The 4,743-nt window shown below is 57.1% G+C and carries 5 protein-coding genes; 3 read left to right on the plus strand and 2 right to left on the minus strand.

Translation table 11 applies throughout. From position 1 onward, the window contains the following. The first annotated feature begins 55 nt into the window (after positions 1 to 55). Together IPN92_20875 and IPN92_20880 are read left to right on the plus strand one after the other, a co-directional pair. Complete coding sequence (locus IPN92_20875) at positions 56 to 262, plus strand: hypothetical protein (GenBank protein MBK8640597.1); 207 nt, start codon at positions 56 to 58, stop codon at positions 260 to 262. 90 nt (positions 263 to 352) lie between these two features. Beyond that, positions 353 to 2,014 carry a transposase gene (locus tag IPN92_20880; protein ID MBK8640598.1) on the plus strand — a complete coding sequence of 554 codons (1,662 nt, stop codon included), beginning with the start codon at positions 353 to 355 and terminating at the stop codon, positions 2,012 to 2,014. Here IPN92_20880 and tnpB read toward each other — a convergent pair. After that, the gene (gene tnpB, locus IPN92_20885; protein MBK8640599.1) at positions 1,960 to 2,325 is read right to left on the minus strand and encodes an IS66 family insertion sequence element accessory protein TnpB; all 366 of its coding nucleotides are present in this window, start codon (positions 2,323 to 2,325) and stop codon (positions 1,960 to 1,962) included. The genes IPN92_20880 and tnpB overlap by 55 nt on opposite strands. A gap of 4 nt (positions 2,326 to 2,329) precedes the next feature. Next, positions 2,330 to 2,707, minus strand: a complete 378-nt coding sequence (locus tag IPN92_20890) for a hypothetical protein (protein ID MBK8640600.1) — start codon at positions 2,705 to 2,707, stop codon at positions 2,330 to 2,332. 628 nt (positions 2,708 to 3,335) lie between these two features. Between IPN92_20890 and ltrA the strand changes: the two genes are divergently transcribed. Continuing rightward, complete coding sequence (gene ltrA, locus IPN92_20895) at positions 3,336 to 4,655, plus strand: group II intron reverse transcriptase/maturase (protein MBK8640601.1); 1,320 nt, start codon at positions 3,336 to 3,338, stop codon at positions 4,653 to 4,655. Positions 4,656 to 4,743 lie beyond the last annotated feature (88 nt).

Here is a 4,743-nt window from a genome sequence, read left to right on the forward strand (position 1 = left end):
TGCCAATTTTGTTAACATCGGCGCCTCTTCCACCACACACAATTCAAGGTGACCCATGTTCAAAGTCCTCACACCCGACAGCGACCCGGCCGAGATAGCGGCACTGGTTGATATTCTGCCCAAGCTGGCCTCGCTGTTGAATACCGATGCCAAAGCCATGCAGCTGCTCGAACAGGCCGGTCAAGGCAAGATTGACAACCTGGCGCTGGCTGCGGGATTGGCGGCCCGGCTGGAGGCAGTCGAAGGCGCTGGAAAAGTATAATAAAATCCTGAGAAAAGTCCTGTAAGCTATTGATAATTGATTTTTTGTCTATAGAATCGCGTGCCGTCACAGGCAGGATAAACCATCGTCATGGACGCGAGTTACCAGGAATTTTTCACCGACATTCAACACTATCGCGCACTGGGCGCCAGCGAGGCGTCATTACAGCGCTCCGAAGGCTTGCTCAACCTGGTGTTTTTTGTGTTTAGCGAGTTCGATGGCTTGCAGCAGAAAATAGAACGCCAGCAAGCGCATTTGCTGCGTTTGCAGGAAATGCAGTTTGGCAGCGGCCGGACGATCGACGGTGTCGCTGAACCCGCGGCTGGTGCTGCCGCCACCGAAGCCGTGGCGGAGAAGCCGGCCGCCACCGATCAAGCACCCGACCCGAACCAACCGCCGCCCGATGCCGCGTTAAACCCCGAGGTTCCGAAAAAGCCACGCAAGCCCATCAAGGGGCACGGCCGCCTGAAGGCTGCTGACTACACTGGCGCCACGGTGGTTCACTGCCCCCATCGCCTCCGGCCCGGCGACGTGTGCCCCGAGTGCCAGCGAGGAAAAGTGTACGCAGTGGATCCTGCCCAACGCATTGTCTTCACCGGACAGGCGCCGCTGTTAGCCACGCGGTATGAACTGGAGCGCCTGCGTTGCGCCCTGTGCAGTGCCTACTTTACAGCACTGGCGGCGGTCGACACCCGGGAAAAGTACACCCCGTCGGCCAAGGCCATGCTGGCGATTCTGCACGGCCGGATGGGCACCACCTACTACAGTCTGGCGCAGTTGCAGGAGAACCTCGGCATGCCGCTGCCGTTGAGCACGCAGTGCGAGGTGATCGAGTCGATGATGGGGCCGCTGTATGCCATTGAAATTCAGTTGTCCCTGCAGGCGGCTAACGGCGATCTGCTCTGCCAGGATGACACCTGGGTGCGCATTCTGGCGCTAATGCAAGAGAACCAGGCACTGGATCCGGAACGGCGCGGCATGTTCACCAGCGCCTTTGTCAGTGGGGGTGAGCACCCGATCGTATTGTTCATGTCCGGTCGACAGCATGCCGGGGAAAACTTCGACGACCTGATGCAGCAGCGGGAAGCCGCTGAGCCAATTACCCGGATGGCCGACGCCCTCAGCGCCAACCGCAAGCACCGGGTCGCGGCCATCAACGCCAAATGCAACGCCCATGCCTTTCGGCGCTTTCGTTCCATCGCCGCGCTGTTTCCCGAGGTGTGCGGAGCGGTCATGGACTTATATGGCCAAGTGTATGAGCATGAAGCCCACTGTGTGGAGCTCGCCCTCGACGACAACGCACGGCTGGCGTATCACCAATGCCACAGCGCACCGCTGATGAGCCGCCTGCACCAGGTCGTGACAGATGCCGTCGGGGAATACGAACCGAACGGTGCCCTGGGCGCGGAGCTGCGCTATGTGCTGAACCACTGGCCGGAGCTCACGCTGTTTCTACGCCGAGCCGGAGCCCCGATAGATAACAACGTTTGCGAAAGGCTGCTCAAAATCGTCATAAAATACCGCAAGAACAGCCTGTTCTTCGGCACCGCGTACAGTGCGGCCTATCTCAGCACTCTGATGAGCGTGATCGCCACCGCGCAGCTGAACCTCGCCAACGTTCTCCACTACCTGACCGTGCTGCAGGAACATGAAGCTGCCGTGTGGCGAGCCCCCGCTGACTGGTTGCCGTGGAACTATCACGCGGCGCTGTCACAAGCCATCACTCGCCAGTCAGCCGCCATGGCCGCCTGAGCCGGATTGCCGTTCCACAGCAAGACCTGCAGCTCGCGCGCCACCAGGGTCTGATGCGGTCGTGACGACGACGGCCACCACGTCAGCTTCCCGGTTGACAACCGTTTTTGGCATAACCAGAAACCCTGACCATCATGCATGAGAAGGCGAATGGCGGTGCGACGACGGTTGCGGAACACGAACACCGCGCCGCCCAGGGGGTTCTCGCCCATGACGGAGCGGCAGATCTGGGCGATGCGATCCATGCCGCTGCGAAAATCAATCGGTTCGATGGCGACCAGGATCCGGGCTTGCGGCGCGAAGGTCAGCATGCGACTAGACCAACAATCTGGCGACAATGTCAGACGGCGAACCGGCCAGATTCGACAGTACGATGTGCGCACCGCTGGCCGTGTGGATCTCCACGCGCAGAGCGGGCGGATAGCCTGGATGAGGCAGCTGGAGTTCGGCAAAGACCGGCGCCGCTACCGGGGCGGTCGAACCACCCTCGACACGCCGCATGACTTCCCAGGAGATACCGAGTCGTTTGCACACGGTTGCCGTGTTGAGCGCGCCGCTTAGCTGCCGGGCCTGAACCAGCAGATCCAGGGGGATTTTCTCTTTATTGTGTTTCTTGCCGGCACGCCAGGCGGCGAAGCTCGAAGAGAGTTCGTCCAGTTGTTGTTGGGCTTGCTGTTCTGCGGTGGATGTCATGGCCAGGCTGTCCTCTTGTGGTGTGGGTGAGGACTGGCATGCTAAAGCGATAATTGCCGGAAAGCACACTTGCTTGCCGAAGCCGCCGAGGCGCCCCAGCTCAAGTTATTTGAAATTGAACCCCCTGGGCCGGGCCACCCCCAGCGGCCCCGGCTGCCCCGGCTGGGGGGGGGGGGGGGCTGGAGGGGACTGCGGGGGCGAGGGGGGTGAAGCGGGGAGAGGGGGGGGAGGCGGCAGCGAAAAAGGAGGGAGGTTAATTCCGCCCGTATTTCGGTTAGTGAGATTGCAGACCCTCATGTGACGGAGGGGAATGCGATACGAACATTTCGTCAGGGTGAGAAATGCAAGGATCTCCGGGACTTGTACCTGTAGCATGCTAATGAAAGAGATAACGTGCGAACGCGGGAGGCCCGCAAAGGCTCACTGGGAAGTGTACTCTTCAACAAGCCCTGAAAAGCAAGGCGGGGAGGATGCTAATGCGGGAGTCGGACTGACTGATAGTACTCTGAGTCTGGGAAAGCCAGACACACGGGGAAGCGGTCAGCAAACAGAGACTCTTTCAAGGGAGACATGACCCTCATTCAATGGAGGGTGGGTCCTTGATACAACGCAAGGGAAATAACCTGTCATGACAACAGGACTTGAGAGAATAGCAACGAAAGCGCGGGAAGATAAGAAGTTACGGTTTACCTCGCTGGCACATCACATTACACCGGCGTTATTGAGCCAATGCCTGATGGCAATGGCGAACAACTCGGGAACTGGGGTGGATCAGATGACGGTAAGCCAGGCCAAAGAGAGCATCCAGCAATGGGCACCCGAAATAATTGACTCTATGTACCGTCAAGGGTACAGGCCCCCGCCCGTGCGGCGGGTCTACATTCCCAAGCCGGGTAAACAGGAGAAAAGGCCATTGGGTGTACCTTCAGTAACCGATCGGTGCTTGCAAGGTGCGGTAGCGAAAGTGCTCGGAGCCCTTTACGAACAAGACTTTCTGGATTGTTCCATGGGAGGGCGAAAAGGGTGTAGCGCGCATCAGGCGGTGGCAACGTTTTGCAAAGCCACGGCCAGTCGCAAAGTCAATTGGGTGTATGAAGCTGACTTGAAGAATTTCTTTGGCAGTCTCGACCATGGATGGGTAGAGCGCTTCGTATCAGAACGTGTCGGAGATCCCAGGATAATGTCGCTGATAAAACGGTGGCTAAAGGCAGGGATCATTGAGGAAGGTCAATGGTACAGCACTGAGCAAGGCACACCGCAAGGCGGGCCAATTAGTGTGTTAATCAGTAATATTTACCTTCACTACGTACTGGATTTGTGGATCGAAAAGGTGGTGAAACCAAGAATGACAGGTGAGGTCTACTACATTCGCTACGTGGATGATTTTGTGCTGTGTTTTCAGTATAAAGCAGACGCACAGCGATTTGAAAAGGCGCTAGTGAAGCGGTTGAGCAAATTCGCTCTGTCACTGGAACCGAGCAAGACTCGACTGGTAGCATTTGGAAGATTCGCCCAGGAAAATGCACTAGCTCAAGGGGAAAAACCGGAAACAATCTACTTCCTTGGATTTACCTTTTTCTGTAGTAAAACCAAAAATGGACGATTCAAGGTGGGTATGAAAACGGAGAAGTCGCGCCTCAGGCGGGGGTTTCTCACCCTAAAAGGGTTACTCCGGGAAATTCGTCACCTTCCTCTGAGCACTCAGATCCGCAGGATAAATTCGTTCCTGACCGGTCACTTTAACTATTATGGCATCGCGGGAAATTTTGCCGCCTTAAGAGGAATTCACTACTTCGCCGAGAAGTACTGGCGCAAGATGCTGAGCTCCAGAAGTCAGAAGGGGAAAGTGAGCTGGGAGAAGTACAGGAGGTTATTACGTTACTTCAAAATCCGAGCGCCGAAAGTGAGACTGTCGTACAGTCATCTCAATGCGATGGCGCTGTTGTGAATCACTGTTTGAAGAGCCCATTGCTGGAAATCGGCACGATGGGTTCTGTGAGGGGGTGGCCAGAGCAATCTGGCCGCTCTACTCAACG

It is taken from the genome of Chromatiaceae bacterium, from assembly GCA_016714645.1.
In the GTDB taxonomy this organism is placed as follows: Bacteria; Pseudomonadota; Gammaproteobacteria; order Chromatiales; family Chromatiaceae; genus M0108.

Excerpts from the sequence above, each read along its gene's own strand:
- IPN92_20875 (MBK8640597.1), top strand. The coding sequence starts at position 56 with ATGTTCAAAGTCCTCACACCCGACAGCGACCCGGCCGAGATAGCGGCA.
- IPN92_20880 (MBK8640598.1), top strand. The coding sequence starts at position 353 with ATGGACGCGAGTTACCAGGAATTTTTCACCGACATTCAACACTATCGC.
- tnpB (MBK8640599.1), bottom strand. The coding sequence starts at position 2,325 with ATGCTGACCTTCGCGCCGCAAGCCCGGATCCTGGTCGCCATCGAACCG.
- IPN92_20890 (MBK8640600.1), bottom strand. The coding sequence starts at position 2,707 with ATGACATCCACCGCAGAACAGCAAGCCCAACAACAACTGGACGAACTC.
- ltrA (MBK8640601.1), top strand. The coding sequence starts at position 3,336 with ATGACAACAGGACTTGAGAGAATAGCAACGAAAGCGCGGGAAGATAAG.